This window comes from Arthrobacter sulfonylureivorans (genome assembly GCF_022637435.1).
GTDB classification, from domain to species: Bacteria; Actinomycetota; Actinomycetes; order Actinomycetales; family Micrococcaceae; genus Crystallibacter; species Crystallibacter sulfonylureivorans.
Genome location: NZ_CP093326.1, coordinates 3,803,512 through 3,826,878 on the forward strand (window position 1 = coordinate 3,803,512; position 23,367 = coordinate 3,826,878).

Below are 23,367 nucleotides of genomic sequence, written 5' to 3' on the forward strand. Positions count from 1 at the left end.
CCCAGACAGCCCCATCAACTGGCTCGGTGTCGCCTTTAGGTGCGCGGCCTAACTGAAGACGTCAGGAAGGCAGGTTTGGGCACCGCCGGCAAAACCTGACGGGAATGCACCATTTCGCGAGGAAGGAGCGCCGCCCCTAGGCGCAGGCGCCAGGCCGTACTCCTGGCTGCCCGCTCCCCCGTGGGCTGACCGGCGCGGCGGGATGACCGCCGCGCCGGCAATCACGCATGCGGCCGGAGTCAGCTGGCTACCATCAAGGCCGGCCGTTCGGGGGACGGGTGCTGCCCGGCCCGGCTGTTTTTCAGCGGGAGCATATTCTGAGCGAAGAATGCCACCAACCCCCCGGCGTCATCGAGCGGCAGTACGTGGGAAACATACTGGTCCGGGCGGACCACAACGATGGCGCCGTTGCGGTCAATCTGGCGCTCGTCGAAGATGTCCTCGCCTGCCAAAACGCTGTATACGTTTTCGTTGTCCAACACCTTGTACGGTCCAACCTCCGGCCGGAAGATGTCCGGGGCGTCGGTGATGTTGAACTCTGTGTGCGGCTGCTGGTAAACGACGTTGAGGTCAAAGACCGCATCGAGATCCGCGTCCGCAGGGGTGTACTGCAGAATGGGTGAATCGGGCGACTCCGCGAGCCAGGTGGACAGATCGGTGAGCTTGGAGGGCTGCCCTGCGGCGGGCCGGTCGGCGAAGACATAGATCCGCCAGCGGCCGTCCGCGGTGGCCTGATGGCCCAGATGCAGCGGGTTGCCGTCGCAAACACGTGCCACGTGGGCCGATTTAAACCGCTTGCCAATGGGGAAGCCTGTGGCCAGGTCTTGGTGCTTCGGCAGGGCGGTGATCATCGAGGGATCGTAATGCGTCATGAAACCGGCCGGGAACTCGGCGTTCCTGATGGCGAAATCCTCGAGTTCGGCGGAGTTTTCGAAGTCCTCCGGCCGCTTGGCCATCAGGGTGGACCATTCGCGGTCGAAGTTGATGAGGTTCTGTGCCACCACCTGGCGTTCGGTGGAGTACGTGTCCAACAGGGACTCCGGGCTGCGCCCTGAGAGAACGTGGCCGAGCTTCCAGCCAAGGTTAAAGCCGTCGGCCATCGAGACGTTCATGCCTTGGGCGGCCTTGGCGCTGTGGGTGTGGCAAGCATCGCCGGCGATGAAGACCCGGGGCGTCTGGCCGGTGACGCCAACCGCGACGTCGTCGAACTTGTCCGTGAGCCGGTGGCCGACTTCATACACACTGTTCCAGACCACGTGGCGGACTTCGACGCTGTAGGGGTGGAGGATGTTGTTGGCTTTGACGATGATCTCGTCCAGCGTGGTTTTGCGGACCTCGCGGGATTGTTCGGCCGTGACCTCGCCGAGGTCCACGTACATACGGAAGAGGTGACCGCCTTCACGGGGGATGATCAAGATGCTGCCACCGGAGCTGGACTGGATGATGGATCGAAGCCGGATGTCCGGGAAGTCGGTCCGGGCCAGGATGTCCATGACGCCCCAAGCGTGGTTTGCCTGCTTCCCCTCCAGCTTTCGGCCGATGGCCGATCGGACGTTGCTGCGGGCGCCGTCGGCCCCCAGTACGTACTTGGCCCGGATGGTGCGCTCTTGGCCCTCGCGCTCACCGGCGGTATGGCGGACGCGGATGCTGACGGGGTACTCGCCTTCCCCGGCGACCTCGAGACCCAGGAACTCGACGCCGTAGTTCGGGGCCATCCGGGTGGGTGAATGAGCCATGGATTCAGCGAAGAAGTCCAGGATGCGCGCCTGGCTGATGGTCAGGTGCGGGAACTCGCTGATGCCACGCGGATCGTCTTCCGGCCGCGCGGTGCGGATGATGTTTTGTGGGTTCTGCGGGTCGGGCTTCCAGACGGACATCTCCGTGATGTGGTAGCCCTCTTCGCTGAGGCGGTTGGCGAAACCGAATGCCTGGAAGGTCTCCATGCTGCGCGCCTGCACGCCGTCGGCATGGCCGAGCTCCAGACGTTCGGGCCGGCGGTCAATGATCCGGGTGTGGACATCGGGGTACTGTGCCAGCTGGGCGGCCGTGATCATGCCGGTCGGTCCGGTTCCGACGATCAGGACGTCCATCTCGTCCGGCAAGTCGTCGGTCCAGTTTTCGCCGATGGACGAGGCCGGCAGGATGCGCGGGTCCGTGGACACGTAGCCTTGGTGGTGGAACTGCATATTTACTCCTCAATAATTCCTCGGTGATGCGGCTGCCGCGGCGGCTGCTCTGGTGTCGGTCGCCGCTTGCACGAGCGATGTGTCCTGTTTCAGCTCGTGCTTGGCCACCTTTCCGGTCGGTGTCAGCGGTAGCTGTTCGGCGAAGTACACGTAGCGCGGCACCTTAATCTCGGCCAGACTCCGGCGGGCGTACTCGGTTATCTCGGCGGCCGTCAGCTCAGCGCCCTCACGGACGGTGAGTGCCACCAGGATGTCCTCGTCGCCCAGATCGGAGGGGACGCCGATGGCCGCGGCAACCACAACGTCAGGATGGCTGGCGATGACCCGGTCGAGCTCGGCCCCGGAGATATTCTCGCCCCGGCACCGGATGATGTCTTTCTTTCGGGCGACGAAGTAGTACCAGCCGTCCGAATCACGTCGCACGAGGTCGCCGGTGCGGAACCACTCGCCCTCGAACGAGGCCGCGGTCTGCTCCGGATCGCGGAAGTACTCAAGCATGGTGGTGGGTGTGCGGACCCACAGCTCGCCCGTCTCGCCATCCGGCACGTTTTGGCCGTCGTTGACGATCCGGCACTCGGCCAGTGGCGCCCCGTTTCCGGGGTGCGGAGACAAGGCCCCCATGCTCCCTTGCGGCGTCGGTTGATCATAGGGTGTGGCCAGCACGCCGGGGATCTCGGTCATCCCGTAGCCGCCCACAAGATGCGGAACGCCGAACCGCTCGCGGAACGCGCCGGACAGGGTTTGGCGGATTCCGTAGATCTTGCGCAGCGTGTGATCCGGTGTGAAGGTGCTGTCGGCGCGTTTGAGCAGAATCGCGCCCACTGCCTCGATCATGTTCGTCTGCGTCACCCTGTGTTCGCGGACGGTGGACCAGAACTGGGAGGCTGAAAACTTCGGTTCGATGATGAGTGTAGCCCCGGCGGTCAGCGCTCCGGTGACCGAATAGAACATGGAGTTAATGTGGAACAGCGGCAGGATGGTTAGGCACCGGTCGTCGGGCTGGAGCCGGACCCGGGACACAAAGCTCTCTCCGGCCAACAGCAAAGTCCGTTGACTGTGCACCGCACCCTTCGGATAACCGGTGGTGCCCGAGGTGAAGATAATGATCGCCCCGGCCTCGGGCCGTCCGAGGTCCTCGGTCAGCGGTTCGGCGTCCAACAGCTCCTCGCCCAAGGGGCGGACGGTTGCCGTCGAGTCCTCGGGCATGGCCGCGGAAACTGTCCCGGCCAGCTCAACGGCCGTGAGGACGACGACCGGGTCGGCCTTCTGCAGCTGATAAGCCAGCTCCCCGCCGCGCAGGTCGGGGTTGAGGGGCACCAAAATAGCGCCCAAGCGCGCGGAAGCGAGCAGGGTCAGGACATGCCAGCCACTGTTCGGCGCAACGAGTGCCACCCGTTGGCCTGGTCCGACGCCGTGCCGGCGCAGGCAGCTGGCCAGCCGGGCGGCGCAGGAGATGCCCTCGGCCCACGTCCACGTCCGCTCCCGGTCAATGAGCATGGTCCGGTCCGGGTCGGTCTCGGCGCGGCTGGCAACCAGGTCGTTGAGGGTCCCGTTGTGTCTGCGATAGAGCGCCAGCACCTGCTCCGGCGTGTACCTGTCATGCTGGGCTGTGGCTGTCATGGCCCGTTCCCTTCCTCGCCGCCGGTGGGATCCTCCTCCGAGTAGGGAATGCCTTCACGGGTGAGCTGCCAGATGGTGCGGGCCGACGGATCGTTGTGCTCTTCGACGATGTGGCCCAGCAGTCCCGCGGCGCGGGAAACTGTGGCCATACCGCGTGCCGCACGGAGAGGGATTCCGATCTCCAGGAAGAGTGCAGCGATGACGCCGGTGGCGTTGACCGGCAGCGGTTTGCCGCGCACCGCGTCCACCGCTTCTCCCAATGCCTTCAGTCGGCGAAGGTACGGGCCGTCGATGCCGTGTTCCGCCGCGATCTCCAACAAACGCACCGACCGTGGATCGACCGGCTTGTGAACCCGGTGGCCGAAGCCGGGCAGCGGGCGTTTGGCGTCCAGGTATTCGCGCGCCACCCGTTCCGCCCAGACAGGCACATCCGCCGCGTCGTCCTCGCCGGCCAGAAGGATCTCGGCGCAGCCCTCCATGGTGCCGGCAAACACCGGACCCACGGCCAGGAGACCGGCTGCGATGGCTACCTGGGTGTCGTCGGGCACCGAATGGGCCGCGAGGCGCGTGATGATTGACGTGGGTGTCCAGCCGTGCTCCATCAACGAGACCAAGCAAGCGTCCAACACCGCTGTCTCGCCGGGGTTGGGCATGCGCCCGACCGTTAAAAAGTAGGTCATCTCGGTGAACGAGCGGTGGCCCATGAGCTCGTCGGCGAGGTCCTTGCCGCGGACGGTGATGGATGTGGCGTCGGACTTGGCGGTCCTGGTGACGGGTCCCAGCGCGGTCACTTGGCACCGCCGCTCAGAACCGGCGCCTGGAGTGTCCGGAGCTGGTCATGGTGGGCATCAAGGGCGGGCGTGTCGGTTCCGAAACCGGCCCGTGCCCCGTCGATGGACAGCGGCAGCCGGGCCAGGCGGAGCTGGTCGTCACTGTGGTCGAGGAACATCTCCATGGCCTTGACCTGCGGATGTTCGATGACCTCAGGAATGGAGTGGATCGGTGAGCATGGCACACCTGCCTTCTGCAGGATTTCGTCCCACTCACTCATGGTCTTCCGGCTGATGACCTCGGCCAACAGGGGGTTGAGCGTGTCGCGGTTCCTCGTCCGTTCGGCGTTTGTGGTGAACCGCGGATCGTTCACCCACTCGGGGCAGCCGACGGCCTGGGCCAGTTTGGAGAAGAGCCGGTCGTTCCCGGCCGCGATGATGAAAGCGCCGTCGCTGGCCTGGTATGCGCCATACGGAGTCAGGGAATTGTGGCCTGTGCCCACACGCGGCGGGACCTGGCCTGTGGCACCGTAGTCGGCGGCGTGACGGGCGGACCAGTTCACTGCCGTCTCCAGCAGGGAGGTGGATACTTCGGCTCCCTGGCCGGTGGCCTGCCGGTCCACCAAGGCAGCAAGCACCCCGATGACGGTCCACATGCCGGTGCCCAGGTCCACCACCGAGGGGCCAACGCGGGACGGCGGGCCGGCAGGATCACCGTTGACGGCCATCATGCCGCCGAAAGCCTGCAGCAGTGGCTCGTAACCCGGCCGGCTGGTCATCGGGCCCTGGTCGCCGAAGGCCGACATGCCGGCGTAGATCAGCCGCGGATTGATCGTCCGCAGGGTGGCGGCGTCCGCCTTGAGCTTGGTTTCCACGCCTGGCCGCAGGTTGTGCACGAACACGTCGGCCCAACGGATGAGGTCCAGGAAGGACTCGTAGTCCCCCGGCTCATCCAGGGACAGGACCACGGACTTCTTGTTCCGGTTCATCAGGTGGAAGCTGACACCGATGCCGTTGATGAAGGGCGGGCCCCAGCCCCGGGCATCATCGCCACCGGGCTTTTCCACCTTGATGACTTCGGCGCCAAAGTCTCCCAGGATGCTGGACGCATAGGGGCCTGCCAGGTTCTGGCCCATTTCCACAACTTTGAGGCCGCGCAGCTGGCCGAGGGCGGCTTTCTGTTCCTGTTCGTAATTCTGCAACAACGTTCTCTGCCTTTCGTCCGGACCTAGCGGTCCTACACGTGGTTCTGTGGGGCGGCGGTGAGGGGCACGCGCCATTGGGCGATCTCCTCCGGCCACGGTTTGCTCTGGCCGGTGTCTCGTTCGGCCAGCACCATGACGGATTCGGCGGTTGCGACAAGCTCCCCGTCGGAGCGCATCTGCTGCTGCAGACGCAACGAGCTGCGGCCAACCTTGACAGGCCGGGTGGTGGTTTCGACGGTGGCCGGGTGATGCACCTGCCGGATGAAGTCCACCTCGAGGTGCACCAGGACAAAGAAGGCTTCGTCCTGTCCGACCACTGGCCGGACATGGTGGTTGAGGAAGGTAAACCGGGCGTTGGCGAACAGGTCAGTGAAGGCCGTGTTCCCCATGTGCCGCTGGAAATCCAGGTCGGTCACCCGGATCCGGTCCTGCACCCTTTCCTCGGGCAGTTCGACTCTCGACATGTCAGCCCGCAAGTCCCTTGACCGAGGTCTTGTAGGTCTTCAGGGCCTCGGCCCGGTAGGCCCGCATCTTCTCGTTGGCTTGGCGGCCGAGGACGAGGCCCTCGGCCAGCGGCACGTCGGCGACGTCCATGTAAAGGCGCTTGGTGGCTTGCAGAGCCTGAGGTGACCGGCGGGCAAGATCCTGGGCGGTGCGCATTGCCTCGTCGAACTCGCGGCCTTCCTCGGCAACGCGGGTGACCAAGCCCATCTGTTGGGCTTCCTCGGCACCGACCAACCGTCCGCTGGCAACCAGATCAAACCCTGCCTTGCGCCCGATCTGTTTGGTGAGGTTGGCCATGACGACGGCGGCCACCAGCCCGTGCTTGATCTCCGGGTAGCCCATTTGGACGTTCGCAGAGGCGATCGTAATATCGCAGGCCACCGCCAGCCCGCAGCCTCCGCCGACGGCGTAGCCATGGATGGCACCGATGATCGGTGTTGCGGTGAGCGACATCGTTTGGTGCAGCCCGTAGGTCAGTCCGGCGCGTTGTTCCACACGTTCCACCTGATCAGGAGTCAGTTCCTCGAACTCGCCGACGTCGGCGCCGGTACAGAAGGCCCGGCCGTTTCCACGGATGATGATGGCCCTGACGTCCGGGTCCTCGTCTGCGGTCTTGATTTCTGTGATCAGCCGCTCGTACAGCGCGCTGTCCATCGCGTTGAGCTTGTCCGGGCGGTTCAGGGTGAGGACGGTGACCGAATCCTGCCGGTCAACGAGAAGGTGGTCAGTCATGGAAATGCGGGCTCCTACTGGGTCTGCGGGAAAAGTGGTGTTGTTTTGAGCGAGCGGGTCAATCGGCCGTGAAGAAGACTGCTTCGTCCTCGCCCTGAAGATGGACATTAAAGACGAAGTGCCGGGGCGAGTCGCCGGGCAGGGCTACCAACTGGGGCCGGTGCTCTTCCGGCACGGAGGTGTAGATAGGGTCTACGGCGTTGGCTTCGGCTTCGTCCGGGAAGTACATCTTGGTGAGCAGCGGCAGGGCCAGCCCGCGCATGACCAGGCGGACGTCGAGGTGCGGCGCAGCGGTCTGTCCGTTAGCCAGCGCAAGGGGCTCCGGCTTGCGGATGAAGGTGCGGAAATGTCCGTCGAGGGCGCGGGCACGCACCGTTTGGTTCCTGCTCCACATCTCGACAAAGGCGCCGTAGCCTACGCCTTCGCCGGCCCCGTCGAGGATTGTGCCCTCGACGAGTATGGCCTCGGGATCATTCTCCTCGACCGCCTGGACAACCGGCGCGGGGGTCATGGCGAATCCGAAAAGCGGCCCACAGGTCTGCGCGGGGGTGATGATCATCTCTGGGCTCCTTATTCGAACGGGGTGGCCCGTTCGCCACGCAGGGTGACGTCGAACCGGTAGGCAAGTAGGGAGGGGTTCCGTGCCAGACGGACACCGGGATCGGTGCGCTGGGGTGTGGGCACCACGGCACCGCTGCCGTCGACTGTCGGGAACATCCGCGGGGGTCCGAAGGACTCGGAGATCGAGTTCTCGATGTCCAGCTTGGCGATGAGTCGATCCTGACCCCGCTTATTCGGGATGGCGTTGATCATCCGGTCGTGGGCGATGAGCGGGTCACCCTCAAAGTACAGCTGGGTCACGAGGCGGTGGCCGATGCTCTGCCCAAAAACGGAAAAGTGGATGTGCGCCGCACGCCACGCCCTGCCGCCGTCGCGGAACTGTGCCGGGTACGGTCCCGGGCGGATGGTGGTGAAGCTGTAATTGCCTACAGCATCCGTCATGCAGCGCCCGGCTCCGATGAAGTTCGGGTCCAGCGGGAACCCGGAGACGTCCAGCGAGTCACGGTAGGCACCGGATGCGTTTGACTGCCAGATCTCCACCAGCGCCCCCTTCACGGGAATGCCGCCGCTGTCCGTGATCTTGCCATGAACGCGCACCCGGGTGCCGATCGGGTCAGCAACGCCGTGCACCGTCAAGTCATTGTCGAAGGCGCCGAGCTTCAGCTGACCGAAAGCCGGCCCTTCGAGGGTGTGGAACCATTCTTGCGGCAGATGGATCGGCGGCCGCACCGGAACACGGAGCTGGCTGACGGCTGAGTTGGAATCGGCCAGTGGAGGGTCCATGACCTCCACCTGGTCCGCGGCTTCCACTTGACTCATGTTCTCCTCCTGACTCCGGACCACATCCAACTGTTGGTCGTGATCTGCAACACGCTGACCGTACCACTAGACGGTTTGATCGGTCCACTGTGTAGTTCTTTGACAGTCATCGGAGTGATGTGGTTCACTGCGTGGTACAGTCGGACCGCTTAGCGGAATTACGACGAAGACAGCCGACACTAGGAGTTCCCGTGAGCCAAACGCCGATCCGCACGGTCGGACGAATGGTCGACCTCATTGAACTGTTCGACCACACCACCCCCACCAGGGACATCCGGGATCTCGTTGAGGCCTCGGGCCTGCCAAAGTCGACCGTCGTGCGCTTGGCCAGCGACCTCGTCAGTCGGGGCGTGCTGTCCGTGGACAGCCGCGGCCGTTATTCGATTGGCGCCACATTCCTGCGCTGGACCCTGTTGGCTGAACGCATGTGGCGCGTGGACGAGGCGACGCAAGAGGTATTGCAGGACCTGGTCCGGGATCTGGGCGAGACCGCCACGCTTTATGTAAGGCAGGACCTCGAACGGACGCCCATAGCCTCTGCTGATGGCCGGCATGCGGTCCGCAACGTAGTAGAAATCGGGGCGCGCATGCCGTTGACGGTCGGCGCCTCCGCGATGGTCTTGCTGTCCGGTGACCTCTCGATCATCGATCGGTTGGAGCAACGCGACCCTACGCTGGACGCCGACCGACTGCGTGAGCGGGCCCGTCAGGTCGTCGAGAACGGATATGCGTTTTCCGAGGGGGAACGCGAGATTGGTGCGGCGTCCATTGCCACGCCGATCCGAAACCACAACGGCCGCGTCATTGCCGCCCTGTCCATATCCGGCCCCGTCTCCCGCTTCACTGAACAGGCGCGGCAAAGGGCGCTGACACGGCTGCGCTCCGCCGGCGACCTGCTAAGCAACAACGGCATCGGCCCTGTAGGAGGATTGACGTGAACTCGAATCTGCTAGAAGGCGTAAAGGTCCTTGACCTCGCCAACGTGCTTTCCGGCCCCTTTGCTGCATATCAGCTTGCCCTCATGGGAGCCGACGTGCTCAAGGTCGAGGCCAGGAACGACGGCGACCTGGCGCGAAAGCTAGGGTCCTCCCCGGAATTGAGCGAACGGCATCTGGGGATTTCCTTCCTCGCGCAGAACAGCGCGAAGCGTTCCATGACGCTGAACCTGAAGTCCGAGTCTGGCAAGGAGATCTTCCGCGAGCTCGTCGAGACCCATGACGTGGTGCTGGAAAACTTCCGCCCAGGCGTGCTTGCCCGCCTGGGGTTCAGCTGGGACACCCTCCGGGACATCAATCCAGGACTCGTCTACTGCGCCATCTCCGGATTCGGTCAAACCGGTCCACTGCGCGACCGCCCCGCCTACGACCAGATCATTCAGGGGATGTCCGGGCTCATGTCCGTCACCGGCGATAATGAGACGGCGCCGCTGCGGGTCGGAGCGCCGATCAGCGATACGGTGGGTGGGTTCGCGGCCGCGTTCGCCATCTCCTCTGCCTTGGTGCGCCGTAACCGCACAGGTGAAGGGGCCTACCTCGACGTCTCCATGCTGGAGGCCACACTGACCGCCATGGGCTGGGTTGCTTCGGATTATCTCGTGGGTGGCAGCGTCCCCATCCCGATGGGCAACGAGAACCGCACGGCCGCACCGTCAGGAACCTTCACCACCGCCGACGGCAAGTTCAACATCTCCGCGAATAAGCAAGAGCAGTTCGAGGCACTGTGCCACCTCCTGGGCCGTCCAGAATTGGCCACGGACCCCCGGTTCGCACTGCGGGAAGACCGCAAGGCCCACCGCGAAGATCTCAAGAACGAGCTTGAGGCCGAACTGAAACAGCAGCCCAGCTCCCATTGGAGCGAAGTCCTGGCTGCGGCCGGAATTCCGGGGGGCCCGGTCATGGACGTCGCCTCAGCCTTGAACTCGGAGCAGATCACCGAGCGTGGACTCGTTTCCACCGTGCAGATCGAAGCGCTCGAGGGAGTGACCGACGCTGCCATCGGTCCGGCGGGATCGGTGCGCTTGCTCGGCGCCCCGGTCCACGTGGACGGTGCCGCCGTGGGACCGACGACAAGGCCTCCCCTGCTGGGAGAGCACACCGACGACGTGCTCGGCGCCCTCGGCTATTCGCCCGAGGACATCGAGTCCTTCCGATCCAAGGGAATCATCTGATGAACCGCTCAAACTGGTGGAAGACCTCCATCTCCGACATCTCGCCGGGCATCATCCGGTACCACGGCTACCCGGTGGAGCAACTGATCTCGTCGGAGCACGTGGGTATGGCCTCCATGATCTGGCTGATGACCCGCGGCGAGCTGCCTACCGTACCGCAAGCACGGCTGTTGGAACGTGCCCTCGTGGCCGGCGTCGACCATGGCCCGCAGGCCCCCTCCATCGCGATCGCGCGAATGGCAATGACCTGCGGGGTCGGCATCAACAGCGCCATGGCGTCCGCAACGAACGTCCTCGGTGATGTCCACGGCGGGGCCGGCCAGGAACTCATGGAGATCTTCCGGACCATCCTCGACGATCCCCGGCCACTTTCGGAAGCCGTGGAGGCCGAGATCAAGCGCCTGCGTTCCGACAACAGATACGTCCCGGGCTTCGGCCACCGTTTCCACCCCGTCGATCCCCGGCGGGCACCTCTCGTTGCTGCCGTCGAGACGGCTCGCGACGTAGGCGTCGTCGAGGGTCGGCACCTTGAGGTGGCTCTGGAGATCGAACGACAGATCAATCTGAACCGTGACCGACCCATCCCGATGAACATCGACGGCGCCACTGCCATCATTTACGCCGAGCTGGGCTTCGAACCTGTCCTCGGCCGAGGACTCTTCATCCTGTCCCGTTCCGTCGGGGCCCTCGCGCACGCCTGGGAGGAATCCCAGTCGAGCCAGCGCAACAAGGGGCCCGAGCACCGGTCCATCCTGCCCACCTATACAGGATCGCCCGAACGGGCCGTCCCCTAACAAGGTCCACCTGTCGCCCCACTCGGGGCCGACCATGGCCAACTAGCTGCCCATCATCCGCAGTGTTGGTCGTATCACGTTTCCAGCCGCTGCCACGCACCGGCCCACCCACCGCACCCGTCGATGCGGTGCTGCCCAAAACACCCCCCCTGCAACTGGAGAAACCATGGAAAATTCCACACTCCGCGAGAAGAACGACGATCGGCCCATGAGCCGATACCAGTGGGTCATCGTCGCAGTCGCGACGATGCTCATGATGATGGAAGGCTATGACGTCCAAGCCATGGCTTTCACGGCCAGCGCGGTCACGGAAGACCTCGGTCTGACCGGGGCCGAGCTCGGCTTCCTGCTCAGCGGCGGGCTCATTGGCATGGCCCTCGGGACCGCCGGTGTGGGCCCCTTCGCGGACCGGCACGGCAGGAGACCCGTCCTCTTGGTAGCCATGACGGTAACCGTCGTCGGGCTGTTCATGACGGCCATGGCCTCCTCACTGCCTGAGATGCTGGCCTGGCGCGTGGTCACCGGACTCGGCATCGGCGGCACCATGACGTCCGGAGTCGTGTTGGTCTCCGAATACGCCAACTCCAAGTACCGCGCCCTGGCGCTGAGCATCTATTCCTCTGGGTTTCCGATTGGTGCGACCCTCGGCGGGCTTGCCGCAGTACCGCTGATCAACACGTTCGGGTGGCAAGGGGTCTTCAACGTCGGCGGCATTGCGACGGCTCTGGCCATCGCCGCGGTCGCGCTGTTCATCCCGGAATCGATCGACCATCTGGCCGCAAAGTTCCGCTCTGGACGGAAACAGGCCCTCCAGCGTGCCGAGCAAATCGCCCTACGACTGAAGGTCGACGGCCCTGTCGTCTTGAGCGCGGCGCGCGACGGCGGACAGACTCGCCGCCGGAACGCCTACGCCACCCTGCTCTCCCGCGAGAACCGGAAGGGCACCCTGATGCTCTGGGCCATCTATTTCATGGTCATGGCCTCGTTCTACTTCGTCAGCTCCTGGACCCCCCGGCTCTTGACGGAAACGGGGTTGACCGCCGAACAGGGGATCTTCGGCGGTCTGGTGGTCATGGCCGGCGGCCTTGTCGGCAACGTGCTCTACGGGTCATGCGCGGCGCGGTGGGATGCCCGTAAGGTGATGGCCTGTTTCGCCGTCGTCAGCGCCCTGCTGATGGTGGCCTTCGTGAGCACCGCCTCAACGCTGTTCCTGGCGCTAGCCATGGGCCTCCTGTTGGGAGTGTTCATCAACGGCTGCATGGCGGCCCTCTACACCATCGCCCCGATGACCTATTCCGCGGACCTGCGCTCCACCGGTGTAGGCACGGCCATGGGCTTCGGCCGGGTGGGCAGCATCCTCTCGCCGATCGCCGTCGGCGGGCTGCTGGACATCGGGTGGACGCCCATCGCACTGTACGTGCTGCTGGCAGTCATCATCCTGCTCGCCGCCGGGATCGTGCCCAGGTTGCCTTCGCGGCAAAACGCGGCTGGGCAGGGCGCCGAGGCGCAGACCGAGCTTCCCCGGGCAGGTAACACCGCCGAACGGCAGGAGGCAGGAAAGGGGCAGCCATGACCTCCTTTCTCGACAGCACCATGACGTCCACCCTCTCCGTCGGCGGCCGAGAGGTCCGGTACATCGACGTGGGATCCATCGACGGCGCCGATTCCCTGCCGTACAGCCTCAAGGTGCTGTTGGAAAACGTCATCCGTCATGGCGGCGGTGGGGACAGTATCGAGGCCCTGCTGCAGCGGAAAGATCCTGACGAGCGGCAGGAGGGCGCAGAGATCCCCTTCAGCCCTGCCCGGGTGGTGATGCAGGACATGGCCGGGGCGCCGGTCGTCCACGACCTGGTCACCCTCCGGGAGACGGTTCAGCGCTTGGGCGGGGATGCGTCCTTGATCAACCCGCTCATCCCGGGCGAGCTGGTCATCGACCACTCAGTGATCGTGGACAGCTTCGGGAACCCATCGGCGTTCCAGCGCAATGCGCAGTTGGAGTTCGAGCGCAACCGGGAGCGGTTCCGTTTCCTGCGGTGGGCCCAAAGCGCCCTCGACAACTTCCGCGTCATCCCGCCGGGCACCGGCATCATCCACCAGATCAACATCGAGAATCTGACCCGGGGCGTGATGACTGCCGAGGTGGACGGGGAGGTCTTGGCTTACCCCGACACCTGCATCGGAACGGACAGCCACACCACCATGGTCAACGGCCTCGGTGTGCTCGGCTGGGGCGTCGGAGGTATCGAGGCTACCGCCGCCCTGCTCGGCCAGCCGCTGTCAATGCTCATCCCCCCGGTGGTTGGCGTTGAGATCGTTGGGGAACTGCAGGCCGGCACTACGGCGACAGACGTGGTGCTGACGGTAACGGAAATGCTTCGGAAGCACGGCGTGGTCGGCAAGATTGTCGAGTTTTACGGACCTGGACTGGCCAGGGTTCCGGTGGCCGATCGCACGACCATCGCGAACATGTCTCCGGAGTTCGGCTCCACCGCGGCCATGTTCCCCATCGACGCGGCCACGATCGACTATTACCGGCTAACCGGCCGCTCCCCCGAGCAGGTAGAACTGATCGAGGCCTATGCCCGAGCACAGGGGCTGTGGAACGACGGCGCCGGCACGCCGGCACGCTACTCGGATTACCTCCGACTGAACTTGTCCACGGTGGTCCCGTCCATTGCCGGACCGTACCGGCCCCAGGACCGCATCGAGCTGACCCGGGCACGTGAGCAGTTCCGGACCGATGTGAAGGACTTGCACGCGGGCAGATCCACCAGCGGCCCCGTTCAGGTGGATCTGGACGGGACACACTACGATCTGAACCACGGCGCGCTGGCCATCGCCGCGATCACCAGCTGCACTAACACGTCCAACCCGCACGTGATGATGACCGCGGCCTTGCTGGCGAAGAACGCCGTGGAGCGCGGACTGACGGTGCCGCCGTGGGTGAAAACTTCGATGGCCCCGGGCTCCCAAGTGGTGACCCAGTACCTTGAAAAGGCCGGGCTGCTGCCCTCCCTGGAGAAGCTGGGCTTCCACGTCGTCGGCTACGGGTGCACCACCTGTATGGGCAACTCAGGGCCCTTGCCGCCACCGATGTCCGCCGCCGTCCGGGAGAAGAACCTGACGCTCACATCCATCCTCTCGGGAAACCGGAACTTCGAGGGCAGGATCAGCCCGGACGTCCGGATGAATTATCTGGCGTCCCCTCCCTTGGTCATCGCCTACGCGCTGGCCGGCACCATGGACCTTGATATCCAGGAGGATCCGCTCGGACAGGACAACGACGGACACGAAGTCCACTTGCGCGACCTCTGGCCAACCCCGGAGGAAGTCGAACGTGAGCTTTCGCGGGTTGTCACCCGCCAGATGTATCTGGACAGCTACAGCGCCCTTTTCACCGGATCCGGGCAGTGGCAGGACCTGCAAGTCCCTTCCGGTGCCACCTACGACTTCGGTACCGAATCGACTTACCTGCGCAGCTCACCGTTTCTCCAGGGCATCGGCCTTGAGCCCGAACCCATCCAAGACCTGACCGGGGCACGCGTTCTGGTCAAGCTCGGGGACTCCATAACCACGGACCACATCAGCCCGGTAGGCCACATCCACTCCGATAGCCCGGCCGGACAGTACCTGCTTGACCGGGGCGTGGCTCGCCGGGACTTCAACACCTACGGTTCCAGGCGTGGAAACCACGAAGTCATGGTCCGTGGAACCTTCGCGAACGTTCGGCTGCGCAACCACCTCGTTGAGGGTACAGAGGGTGGGTTCACCAAAATACTGCCGGGCGGAGAAATGACCACCATCTTCGACGCCGCCACTCGGTACGCGGAACAGGGCACAGCCCTTGTTGTACTGGCAGGCAAGGAGTACGGCACGGGCTCTGCCCGCGACTACGCCGCCAAAGGCACCCAGTTGCTCGGCGTGCGCGCGGTACTGGCCGAGTCCTACGAGCGGATCCACCGCTCGAATCTGGTTGGCATGGGCGTGGTGCCCCTGCAGTACTTCGACGGTCAATCCGCCGAAGCTCTCGGACTGGATGGAACAGAGGAGATTTCGGTTACCGGACTTGCTGAGTTCACTGGGGGCGGGTGGCCGAAAACGGCTCTTGTCGAAGCACGCCGCGCCGACGGCGACGTCACCTCATTCACTGTCACGGTGCGGGTTGATACCCCGTTGGAGGCCACCTACATCAGTCATGGCGGCATCCTCCCCTACGTTCTGCGCTCTCGCCTTTCTCCGATCCCGCCCTCCAGCCTTAGTGCACCGGATCGGAGAGCGAATGCAGGGGGTGTCGTTTGAAGTGCTGTCTTCAATCCGCAAGAAAGCACACAACATATTCAGCCTCACCCCGCCGAAGCCGAGGCAGCGCGCTCTGGCAGTATTCGCCTAGTTGTCCGGCGGTTGCCCGGGGTTCTATAGCCAGCCCCCGGCCAACCGCCGGGTCCACGTGCCGGTGCCATCACCCGCACTCCCCAGCTCCTGTTTATCGAACTGGGGCCAACCAACTTTGAGGGCCCCTTTGGGTCCACGCGGTCCACAGTCAACCGAGATTTGGGAGGGCCAAGCCGGTTTTTCCGGAAATACGAAACGCCGCGTGTGGGCCACTTACAGTGAGCTATACAGGGCGTTTCGTGTTTCTGCTCGCCATGTTCAGGGCATGGCGTAGCCGATCTTGCTGCCGCGTTCTGACCTAAATGTCGTCCTCGTATGCGGTTCCGCCTTCACCTTCCCAGGTCTGCAGATCGACCTCGGCCTTGACGAGCCGCGCCTTCTCGACCAGATCGTCTGAGGCGAGATCATCCGTAATTGGACTATCTGATGTCCGTCGATAGCATGGGAGCGTGATACCCAACGTTGATCTCGACACACCGTCTCTCAAGCCGTGTGCGACGGTGGACAGCCCTTTCACCAGCGATCTGACGTGGCTGATGCATCGTGCGGTCGGAGTGCTGACCGGGAACTTCGACGCAGCCTGCCGGGACAACGGCTTGCACGACATGCGTGACACGCTGGTGCTTGCGGTGGCCGGAGATGGCACGCCGCGCACCCAGATCGAGATCGCCACCACACTCGGTCTCGACAAGTCCACGCTGATGTCGATTATCGACCGGCTCGAAAAGCAGGGCTACGTGGTGCGGGACGCCGATCCTGCGAACCGTCGCATCCGCATTCCACGCACCACCGACGATGGCCAGGCGGTGCTGAACCGCGCCCTTGCCGCACGCGATCAGGTAGTCGAGCAGACCCTTGCCGGCTTCGGCGAGGACGACGTCCGGCAACTGCGCACCCTGCTGTGGAAGATCGCCACCACCAAATAACCCGACCCGCCTCTCCAGCCGGTTGCCTCCCGGTGTCCGGCCCGCCCCTTGCCGCGCCCCCACCCTAAAACGAACCCCTAGTTAGGACTTGCCATGGATACCCCTGCCAGCGATATCGCCGTCGATGCGCACTACGACCTGATCATCATCGGCACCGGATCCGGAAACTCAATTCCCGGGCCCGAGTTCGAGGACAAATCGATCGCAATCATCGAGAAGGGAACCTTCGGCGGCACCTGCCTCAATGTCGGCTGCATCCCCACGAAGATGTACGTCTATGCAGCCGACGCCGCGTTGGAGACCGCCCAGGCCGGGCGGCTGGGCGTGAATGCCCAGGTCAACTCCGTGGACTGGCCCGGAATGGTCACCCGCATCTTCGAAAACCGCATCGACCCGATCGCCGGCGGGGGTGAGGAGTACCGCCGCGGTCCGCAGACTCCCAACATCGACGTCTACGACCAGCATGCTGTCTTCGACGGTGAACGCACGCTGCGCACCGGCCAAGGCCAGCAGCAGAAGATCATCTCCGGCGACCAGGTCGTCATCGCGGCCGGCTCCCGCCCCTTCATTCCCAACTCCATCGCCGCCTCCGGAGTGCGGTACTACACCAACGAGGACATCATGCGCCTGCCCGAGCAGCCAAAGTCCATGGTGATCATCGGTGGAGGCTACATCGCCATGGAGTTCGCCCACGTCTTCGAGGCCCTCGGCACCGAGGTGACGATCATCTCTCGCTCTTCGCTGCTGCGTAGCCTGGACACCGAACTGGGCGAGCAGTTCAACGCTATCGCCTCCCAGCGATACCGCCTCCTGTCCGGCCGAACCACCATCGGCGCCGAGGAGACAACCGAGGGCGTGACCGTCAGGCTCGACGACGGCACCTCCGTCACCGCAGAGGTACTGCTGGTGGCCACCGGCCGCCTACCCAATGGAGACCAACTGGACCTGGCCTCTGCCGGGATCGAAATGACCGACGACGGACGTGTCCGCGTCGACGAGTACGGCCGTTCGACCACCGCCCAGGGCGTCTGGGCCCTCGGCGATGTCTCCTCGCCCTACATGCTCAAGCACGTGGCCAACGCGGAGATGCGTGCCGTGCGCCACAACCTGCTCCACCCGGACAACCTGCGAAAGATGCCGCACGACCACGTTCCCGCTGCCACCTTCACCCACCCGCAGGTCGCCACTGTCGGGCTGACCGAGGACCAGGCGCGAGAACAGGGCCACAATCTCACGGTCAAGGTCCAGAAGTACGGGGATGTCGCCTACGGCTGGGCCATGGAAGACACCACTGGAATCTGCAAACTGATTGCGGACCGCGATACCGGCAAACTGCTCGGAGCGCACTACATGGGCCCGCAAGCCTCCACCCTGGTCCAGCAGATGATCACCGTCCTCGCCTTTGACTTGGACGTCCGCGACTTCGCGGCCAAGCAGTACTGGATTCACCCGGCTCTGCCCGAGGTCACCGAGAACGCGCTACTCGGACTTGAGTTCAATTAGAACGAGGGAACGCTTTCCTCGTGGGTGCGGCTCTACCTCAAGAGCCGCACCCGGCATTGTTCGTCGCACGTCCGGGGCCAACCGCCTCGCCGGATCCTAGCTGGCAGCGTCCAATCCGAAGGCCCGCACCTCCTGGGCGCACCGGCAAGCGACCGCGAACTTCGCGGCCCATTCCAAGGCCGCATCATACGAGGGCAGCTCCAGCACCGAGTAGCCGCCTTCGAGCTGCGCCGTTTGCGGGTAAGTGCCCTCACGCACGGTGCCATCGCCGTCGACCCTAACAGGCGGGACGCTCCCATCGATGCCGCCGCCGAACACCCACACACCGGCGTCCTTCGCCTCCTGAACCACCGCGTGCGACGAATCCGAAACGGCCGGCAGGTCCTCTTCGGAAACGGCCATGGCGGCACTCGGAAACGAGATCAGATACTTCGTCATCGCGTCGGCTCCTTCTTCGCAGCACGGGGAACACCTGCATCCTCGTCGACGCCACCGCGTCGGGCAAGGCTCTCGGCCGCCCGCGAATACCGGCGCCGGCAATGATCGCTCGACTGGCTCGCTCTCTGACCGCCGCGGCCCGTGCCGGCGGACGTGCGTGGCGATGTTGCCTGAGCTGTCCCTCTAACCCGAGCCGAGACATCAAAGTCCCCGGCAGTAGTTCTCAAATTTCGGCGGCCGACTGCGGCCATAGTGGCCAGCATTATGCGTTCAGTCCCTGACGTGACGACGCTCAGTTGTCATGCTTTGTGCGCCCAATATCGTCAGTAGCGGCGCATAGGCTCCTTGCATGGGGTGGTTCTCAGACGCAGTCGAGGCGATCTTGCATTGGCTGCAGCCAGGCGCGGACACATTGCTGCCTTACGCCCCGCTCTTGCTCCCACTGGTTGGTTTCCTTGCAGCACTGGCCGCCATCGCCACCGTACGGCAACGGACACGCGCTGATGCCAGCGACGAATGGTGGAAACGCGTGCAATTCGCACTCGGCAAGTCTGAATCTGACTCGCTGAAAACTCAGGCCATCGGCACGAAAATGCTCGATCACCTGACCGACGATTCCCGCATTTCTTACAAACCGTGGACGTGGCATAGACGCTGGAGGGTGACCAGCAGGGACTTGGAGATGATCAGTTCCGTCCTGGAGTTCGATACTTTTCCCGCGCACGGGGCGAAAGCTAACCTTGAGGCAGAAGACTTGGAGGCTGACGATGTCAAAGACGAGCGAACGGCGGATAGCCCAAAGCGAGAGCCAGAAAACCCCTTCGCTGACCATGGCAAACGAAGAAGCTCTGGAACGTCAGGTGCGCCAGATGAAGGCCGCGCTGATCGTGAAGCTGGACAAGAAGACCGGCAAGAAGACTCCTGACTACATCGTGCGCGTCGCGGAAGGCAAAGCCAGCTAAGCCGGGGGCGCAGATCAGCAGGTCTGTGCGGGAGCAGGTACAGCGCGATGGACTCCCCCGCCTAGCCGAGCACCGCCGTCGTTGCTTTCTCGCTTCGGATGCAAGCCAGCGGCGCCCCAACCTCTTTGAGGTCTGAGCACCGCTGGCTTGGGCCACCGCCGCCGGCGATGTGGATTCCATCAGTGAGGAAGCGGGCCGCGGACCTCGTTGCGTTGGCTGCCCAGCCCGGTGATGGTGCTTTCCATGACGTCACCGTCGCGGAGGAAGCGGCCCCAGTGCGAGCCGTTTCCTTGCGGTGAGCCGGTGATGATCATGTCACCGGGACGCAGCGCAATGAGCGATGAGATGTAGGAGATCAGCTTGGGGATATTGAAGATCATGTCGCCAGTGTGACCCTTCTGCATGACCTTGCCGTTTAGCGCCAGCGAAATCTCCAGGTTGTGAGGATCCGGGACGAACGCGGCCGGGACCAGATACGGCCCGGTGGGAAAGAACGTCGGATGGTTCTTTGACCGCATCCAGTCCGTGCCCATCATCGGAATGTCTTTTCGGGGTACCAAGCTTCGAGTGGTCAGGTCATTGCAGATCGTGTATCCGGCTACGTGGCCCATTGCATTGTCCTCGGACACCTGATATGCCTCGCTGCCGATGACGACGCCGAGTTCCAGCTCCCAGTCATGATCCGCCCCGAGGGGCGGAAGAACGACGTCGTCATTTGCTCCGCTTACCCCGGATGTGGCTCCCACCCACACGTAGGGTTCACCAGTGCGCGCGCGCTCATCCACTTCCCGGGCAGCCTGGTCCCGAAGCTCGTCTTCGGAAGCATCCGGGTCACCGAGCTGGTGCGCGACCGTGATCTCGATGACGTGCTGACGGTAGTTGGCGCCCGCTGCCAGCAATTGGCCCATGGGGCTGACCGGCGGCAGGATTTGCAGCCCAGCCAACGGCATTGCGGCCGCCTCAGCGCGGCGCTGCTGGTCTTCGGCGAACAGGCTGAGGGCATCAAAATTCTGTGGCCAGCGTTGCAGAAGTGTGGCCGTGTTGACGACTCCGGGGAGCACCGTGGAGATGTTGTACACGGCTTCATCGATAACGAGCCCCGGGAAGGTTGATCCGCCGTCCTGAAAAGTGCCGATCGAGAATTGGACAGTCATAAGTTGTGCCTTTCATTGTCCAGCTCCGGCGCGTATGCCCGCGTAGGCAACGCAGATGGGCCGCTGGAATTGATAGCTGTCGCGGGCCCTCTATCCGCCTGGTCCGGAAAGAGGGCCACACGCGGCTAATTCTGGAAGGCCGGCTTCTGCAGCGCGGCTTTTTGGATCAGTTCGGCTTCGCTGCCTGGGACGAGCCCCTGTTCGGTGGCAGTCGGTGCGTTAGCCGGAGGGAAGGCCTCGAGCATTGACTGCGGGAGCTCCCGATTACAGTAGAAGTCGTTGGCGCCCAGCTCAGGGGTCCACCGGTTGGGCTTCCAGTCCGGCACGTAATTGCGGTAGCCGCCGGTGTTGACTTCAATGCGCAGGCCGCTGGCCTCGCGGAAGTAGAGGTAGTCCTGTTCGCCGATCCCGTGGACCCCGGGGCCGAACTCCATCGGTGTCCCGCTCTCCATGAGCAGGTCGGCCGCGCGCGCCAACTCGGCCTGGTTGTCCACCCAGAACGCGTAGTGATGGATGCGGCCCGGGCGGTCTGACGCGTCCAGCAGAATTCCCAAGTCGTGCGACTTCTCGTTGGTGGTCAACACACCGAAGAAGGTGATGTTGGGGTTTTCGAAACCCGCGTACGCCATGATGCGGAACCCGAGCAGCTCGTTGTACCACGTTGCGAATCCCTCGATATCGGGAGAGGCGATGGTGACATGGTCCAGCTGCCGGGGAGCTATGCCGCGGTCGTTGCGCTTGGAGGGCCGGTCCGGGTAAACGGAAGCGAATTCACCCGCGCCCTTGTACAGTTCAACCTCCCAGAAGAGCTGCATCACGTGTCCAAAGGGACCTGTGAAAACGTAGGAAGGCCCAAGGCCCGCACCGGCTTCCTTCCATTCGCCGGCGTACGCTGTGCCATCGATCCTGCGGGCTGCTTCCTGAAGCGCTTCCTCGCTGGAGGTACGCCAGGCCATGGAAACCATGCCGGGTTCGTCGCCCTGGACCAGAACGACGCTGTAGGCGTAGTAGTCGCCCCAGCACCGCAGGTAGACCTTGCCGTCGGCGCGGTCGACTACACGCAGTCCGACCTGCTCTTCGTAGTAGCGGACGGACTCGTCCAGATCGGTCGCGTAGATCTCGAGGTGGGACAGGTGGGAAAGGAGCTGGATCATCGTTGACTCTCTCTACAGCAGATTTTGAGGGGTTGTGCTGGCCAGGTACTTCCACTTTGATCCAGGTCCAACTATTAGGGAAGCGACATTTTCAGATAAGCGATATCAAGCTTTCCAATATCGATCCCCACGGCAGCAGCCACCGCATTACTCGTCTGAAGATGTTCCGACTGCTTGATCCGCGCTGCTCATCGGCTGATTAGTCAGAGGCCAAAAGAGGCTCGCAAGCTCGCGACATTTGCTGTCTCAGCCATCGATGAGCCGGTTCATGCTCCTTATCGGGATGCCACCAAAAGGCTTCAGAAATCGGCGAAAGCGGAATGGGCGGCGGAACAATCCGGAGTGTCTCGGTTATGTGCACGACCTTCTCCGCCAACAAGCGCGGCATCAGAGCCACCTTGTTTGACCCCTCCAGCAGCGCCGGAATAACGAAAAAGTTCGGCGTGATGGTTGTGACGGCGGGATCGATTCCCGCGATCTGCAACTGTCGGGCAGCGGGGGTGAAGGCGCCACGGCCGCTGACGGTCATGATCCAGGGCGACTCAAGAAGTTGCTGCGGTGTTGGCTCCTCCGGCGATCCGTCGGCAACAACGCAGGCCCATTCGTCAGTCAAGACATCCAGATGGGGTTGCTGGGCGAGATAGCCGTGTGGGAGAAACATTCCGTCGACATCCCGAAGTGAATCCGGTGCCCCGTCGACATGAGCAGCAAGGACATGGTCGAAACGGATTCGGATGTTCGGCGCCGATGTGGCCAGCAATCGCAGCAGAGGCGCTCCCACGCGGGCAGTGGCGTAATCGGTGCCAAGGATATGAAATTCCCGGGAACTGCTCAGGGGGTCGAAGGCCATTTGCGCCGTCGTAATCCGCTCCACGGCCTGAAGAGCACTCGGAAGATCCTCTTTGAGGTGCAGCGCCAACGAAGACAGCGTGTAGGCGTTCCCCTGTCGCACCAACAGCGGATCGTTGAAATGCCGGCGCAGCTTGGCCAGAAGGTTTGAGGCAGTTGGCTGGCTCACTCTCAGCCTGACCGCGGCCATGCTCACGCTTCTTTCCTCAAGGAAGACGCCCAGCGGCTCGAGAAGATTGAGATCCAGCCGGGCCCGCGGAGAGCGTTCCGACGATTGGGATTCGTCCCGTTCGCTCACTTTGGCACTCGCCTCCGTTCTCTGCGGAAAATCAACCGCATATTAGTATGCCCACGGGGACAAACATACTTCCTGGGCGTTCTTCATTCGTTGTGGCGGGGCGCTACCACGGAGGGTTCGACTGAGGCTCCCATCCTCGTTCGCGCAACCCGTTTCATGCTTTCGGCAGCCTCCAGGACGAAAGTGATTTTCGACACCCCTTGTCTTATACGATACGCGTCGTTTAGTATCACATCCAACCGGAGCCAGCGAAGATGCTTGGTGCCCAACTCGCGGGTCAGACTCGACGTGGACTGTGAGGAGACGCTGGTGCGAAACGGCCATAAGGACCAG

General features: G+C 63.7%; 20 protein-coding genes. 8 read left to right on the forward strand and 12 right to left on the reverse strand.

Annotated features, from left to right (window positions below; all coding sequences use genetic code 11):
- Nucleotides 1–239: 239 nt before the first annotated feature.
- From MNQ99_RS17465 to MNQ99_RS17500, 8 genes are read right to left on the reverse strand one after another with little or no spacing between them, the layout of a single operon-like run.
- Nucleotides 240–2,186 (reverse strand): FAD-dependent monooxygenase, encoded by a 1,947-nt coding sequence (locus MNQ99_RS17465; RefSeq protein WP_241913870.1) that lies wholly within the window; start codon nt 2,184–2,186, stop codon nt 240–242.
- A 9-nt stretch (nt 2,187–2,195) separates the two neighbouring features.
- The gene (locus tag MNQ99_RS17470) at nt 2,196–3,806 is read right to left on the reverse strand and encodes a class I adenylate-forming enzyme family protein (RefSeq protein WP_241913871.1); all 1,611 of its coding nucleotides are present in this window, start codon (nt 3,804–3,806) and stop codon (nt 2,196–2,198) included.
- Nucleotides 3,803–4,597, reverse strand: a complete 795-nt coding sequence (locus MNQ99_RS17475; protein ID WP_241913872.1) for a citryl-CoA lyase — start codon at nt 4,595–4,597, stop codon at nt 3,803–3,805. Before MNQ99_RS17475 ends, MNQ99_RS17470 begins: the two co-directional genes overlap by 4 nt.
- On the reverse strand, nt 4,594–5,778 hold the full coding sequence (locus MNQ99_RS17480; RefSeq protein WP_241913873.1) for a CaiB/BaiF CoA transferase family protein: 1,185 nt from the start codon (nt 5,776–5,778) through the stop codon (nt 4,594–4,596). The genes MNQ99_RS17475 and MNQ99_RS17480 overlap by 4 nt, the downstream gene beginning before the upstream one ends.
- Nucleotides 5,779–5,813: 35 nt before the next feature.
- Entirely contained in the window at nt 5,814–6,245 is a 432-nt protein-coding gene (locus MNQ99_RS17485; protein WP_241913874.1) for an acyl-CoA thioesterase, read from the reverse strand.
- Between the two features lies 1 nt (nt 6,246).
- The gene (locus MNQ99_RS17490) at nt 6,247–7,017 is read right to left on the reverse strand and encodes an enoyl-CoA hydratase/isomerase family protein (RefSeq protein ID WP_241913875.1); all 771 of its coding nucleotides are present in this window, start codon (nt 7,015–7,017) and stop codon (nt 6,247–6,249) included.
- 58 nt (nt 7,018–7,075) lie between these two features.
- Nucleotides 7,076–7,576 (reverse strand): peptidase associated/transthyretin-like domain-containing protein, encoded by a 501-nt coding sequence (locus MNQ99_RS17495; RefSeq protein WP_241913876.1) that lies wholly within the window; start codon nt 7,574–7,576, stop codon nt 7,076–7,078.
- A gap of 11 nt (nt 7,577–7,587) precedes the next feature.
- Nucleotides 7,588–8,397 carry a dioxygenase family protein gene (locus tag MNQ99_RS17500; RefSeq protein WP_241913877.1) on the reverse strand — a complete coding sequence of 270 codons (810 nt, stop codon included), beginning with the start codon at nt 8,395–8,397 and terminating at the stop codon, nt 7,588–7,590.
- A 191-nt stretch (nt 8,398–8,588) separates the two neighbouring features.
- Between MNQ99_RS17500 and MNQ99_RS17505 the strand changes: the two genes are divergently transcribed.
- The 7 genes from MNQ99_RS17505 to mtr all read left to right on the forward strand — a co-directional run bounded on the left by MNQ99_RS17505 (nt 8,589) and on the right by mtr (nt 18,179).
- A complete protein-coding gene (locus MNQ99_RS17505) occupies nt 8,589–9,335 on the forward strand; it encodes an IclR family transcriptional regulator (RefSeq protein WP_241913878.1) in 747 nt (248 codons plus the stop codon).
- A complete protein-coding gene (locus MNQ99_RS17510) occupies nt 9,332–10,564 on the forward strand; it encodes a CaiB/BaiF CoA transferase family protein (RefSeq protein WP_241913879.1) in 1,233 nt (410 codons plus the stop codon). Before MNQ99_RS17505 ends, MNQ99_RS17510 begins: the two co-directional genes overlap by 4 nt.
- Nucleotides 10,564–11,358 (forward strand): citryl-CoA lyase, encoded by a 795-nt coding sequence (locus tag MNQ99_RS17515; RefSeq protein ID WP_241913880.1) that lies wholly within the window; start codon nt 10,564–10,566, stop codon nt 11,356–11,358. The genes MNQ99_RS17510 and MNQ99_RS17515 overlap by 1 nt, the downstream gene beginning before the upstream one ends.
- Before the next feature lie 166 nt (nt 11,359–11,524).
- Nucleotides 11,525–12,931 (forward strand): MFS transporter, encoded by a 1,407-nt coding sequence (locus MNQ99_RS17520; RefSeq protein ID WP_241913881.1) that lies wholly within the window; start codon nt 11,525–11,527, stop codon nt 12,929–12,931.
- Nucleotides 12,928–15,657 carry an aconitate hydratase AcnA gene (gene acnA / locus MNQ99_RS17525; RefSeq protein ID WP_241913882.1) on the forward strand — a complete coding sequence of 910 codons (2,730 nt, stop codon included), beginning with the start codon at nt 12,928–12,930 and terminating at the stop codon, nt 15,655–15,657. The genes MNQ99_RS17520 and acnA overlap by 4 nt, the downstream gene beginning before the upstream one ends.
- A gap of 542 nt (nt 15,658–16,199) precedes the next feature.
- The gene (locus MNQ99_RS17530; protein ID WP_241913883.1) at nt 16,200–16,676 is read left to right on the forward strand and encodes a MarR family winged helix-turn-helix transcriptional regulator; all 477 of its coding nucleotides are present in this window, start codon (nt 16,200–16,202) and stop codon (nt 16,674–16,676) included.
- A gap of 93 nt (nt 16,677–16,769) precedes the next feature.
- Entirely contained in the window at nt 16,770–18,179 is a 1,410-nt protein-coding gene (gene mtr / locus MNQ99_RS17535; RefSeq protein WP_241913884.1) for a mycothione reductase, read from the forward strand.
- Between the two features lie 96 nt (nt 18,180–18,275).
- Here the strand turns inward: mtr and MNQ99_RS17540 are convergent, their stop codons facing one another.
- On the reverse strand, nt 18,276–18,617 hold the full coding sequence (locus MNQ99_RS17540; RefSeq protein ID WP_241913885.1) for a YciI family protein: 342 nt from the start codon (nt 18,615–18,617) through the stop codon (nt 18,276–18,278).
- Nucleotides 18,618–19,384: 767 nt separating this feature from the next.
- Here MNQ99_RS17540 and MNQ99_RS17545 point away from each other — a divergent pair.
- Nucleotides 19,385–19,579 (forward strand): hypothetical protein, encoded by a 195-nt coding sequence (locus MNQ99_RS17545; RefSeq protein ID WP_241913886.1) that lies wholly within the window; start codon nt 19,385–19,387, stop codon nt 19,577–19,579.
- A gap of 179 nt (nt 19,580–19,758) precedes the next feature.
- Here the strand turns inward: MNQ99_RS17545 and MNQ99_RS17550 are convergent, their stop codons facing one another.
- From MNQ99_RS17550 to MNQ99_RS17560, 3 genes are all read right to left on the reverse strand, one after another.
- Nucleotides 19,759–20,733, reverse strand: coding sequence for a fumarylacetoacetate hydrolase family protein (locus tag MNQ99_RS17550; RefSeq protein WP_241913887.1), 975 nt, complete (start codon nt 20,731–20,733; stop codon nt 19,759–19,761).
- A 125-nt stretch (nt 20,734–20,858) separates the two neighbouring features.
- Nucleotides 20,859–21,887 carry a VOC family protein gene (locus MNQ99_RS17555; protein ID WP_241913888.1) on the reverse strand — a complete coding sequence of 343 codons (1,029 nt, stop codon included), beginning with the start codon at nt 21,885–21,887 and terminating at the stop codon, nt 20,859–20,861.
- Nucleotides 21,888–22,086: 199 nt separating this feature from the next.
- Nucleotides 22,087–23,034: a LysR family transcriptional regulator gene (locus MNQ99_RS17560; protein ID WP_241913889.1), complete on the reverse strand. Its 948-nt coding sequence runs from the start codon at nt 23,032–23,034 to the stop codon at nt 22,087–22,089.
- Nucleotides 23,035–23,367 lie beyond the last annotated feature (333 nt).

Excerpts from the sequence above, each read along its gene's own strand:
- MNQ99_RS17465 (WP_241913870.1), bottom strand. The coding sequence starts at position 2,186 with ATGCAGTTCCACCACCAAGGCTACGTGTCCACGGACCCGCGCATCCTG.
- MNQ99_RS17470 (WP_241913871.1), bottom strand. The coding sequence starts at position 3,806 with ATGACAGCCACAGCCCAGCATGACAGGTACACGCCGGAGCAGGTGCTG.
- MNQ99_RS17485 (WP_241913874.1), bottom strand. The coding sequence starts at position 6,245 with ATGTCGAGAGTCGAACTGCCCGAGGAAAGGGTGCAGGACCGGATCCGG.
- MNQ99_RS17490 (WP_241913875.1), bottom strand. The coding sequence starts at position 7,017 with ATGACTGACCACCTTCTCGTTGACCGGCAGGATTCGGTCACCGTCCTC.
- MNQ99_RS17495 (WP_241913876.1), bottom strand. The coding sequence starts at position 7,576 with ATGATCATCACCCCCGCGCAGACCTGTGGGCCGCTTTTCGGATTCGCC.
- MNQ99_RS17500 (WP_241913877.1), bottom strand. The coding sequence starts at position 8,397 with ATGAGTCAAGTGGAAGCCGCGGACCAGGTGGAGGTCATGGACCCTCCA.
- MNQ99_RS17515 (WP_241913880.1), top strand. The coding sequence starts at position 10,564 with ATGAACCGCTCAAACTGGTGGAAGACCTCCATCTCCGACATCTCGCCG.
- MNQ99_RS17520 (WP_241913881.1), top strand. The coding sequence starts at position 11,525 with ATGGAAAATTCCACACTCCGCGAGAAGAACGACGATCGGCCCATGAGC.
- acnA (WP_241913882.1), top strand. The coding sequence starts at position 12,928 with ATGACCTCCTTTCTCGACAGCACCATGACGTCCACCCTCTCCGTCGGC.
- mtr (WP_241913884.1), top strand. The coding sequence starts at position 16,770 with ATGGATACCCCTGCCAGCGATATCGCCGTCGATGCGCACTACGACCTG.
- MNQ99_RS17540 (WP_241913885.1), bottom strand. The coding sequence starts at position 18,617 with ATGACGAAGTATCTGATCTCGTTTCCGAGTGCCGCCATGGCCGTTTCC.
- MNQ99_RS17545 (WP_241913886.1), top strand. The coding sequence starts at position 19,385 with ATGTCAAAGACGAGCGAACGGCGGATAGCCCAAAGCGAGAGCCAGAAA.
- MNQ99_RS17550 (WP_241913887.1), bottom strand. The coding sequence starts at position 20,733 with ATGACTGTCCAATTCTCGATCGGCACTTTTCAGGACGGCGGATCAACC.
- MNQ99_RS17555 (WP_241913888.1), bottom strand. The coding sequence starts at position 21,887 with ATGATCCAGCTCCTTTCCCACCTGTCCCACCTCGAGATCTACGCGACC.